Source organism: Staphylococcus sp. 231237_7MaSpsaltlick, assembly GCF_043107035.1.
This window is the reverse complement of record NZ_JBICNX010000401.1, coordinates 1-428: the sequence shown is the minus strand read 5'-3', so window position 1 is coordinate 428 and position 428 is coordinate 1. Positions and strand designations below refer to the sequence as shown.

Sequence of the window (428 nt, the reverse complement as noted above, 5' to 3'; positions counted from 1 at the left end):
ATATAGGTTTGCCAATGACGATTTTTGACCAAAATTATCATTATGATTTTTATGCTTAGTTCTTGATTTTTTAGGTTTTATCTGTTTATGAAATAAACTTATTAAAGAAGGTAATAAAGTTAATGATGTTAAAACTGAAAATATAACACTTATTGCAGCTCCAAATCCCATTATACTTAGGAAATTGATACCAACTAGAGATAGTCCACATACTGCAATGATAACAGTTACCCCAGCAAATACGATTGCACTTCCTGCTGTTCCGATTGCTAAACCAATTGCGGTAATATAATGTGTCCCTTGATTAATATGTTGTTTATATCTGAATAAAATGAATAGAGCATAATCAATACCAACTGCTAAACCTATCATTACAGATAAAGTTAAAGCGATATTAGGAATATTGAAAAAGTAAGTCAAGATTGATA

The 428-nt window shown here is 29.4% G+C and carries 1 pseudogene; it reads right to left on the bottom strand.

Annotation, left to right across the window (positions count from 1 at the left end):
- A pseudogene (locus tag ACF91D_RS32085) lies at positions 1 to 428 on the bottom strand (MMPL family transporter); the annotation flags it as partial.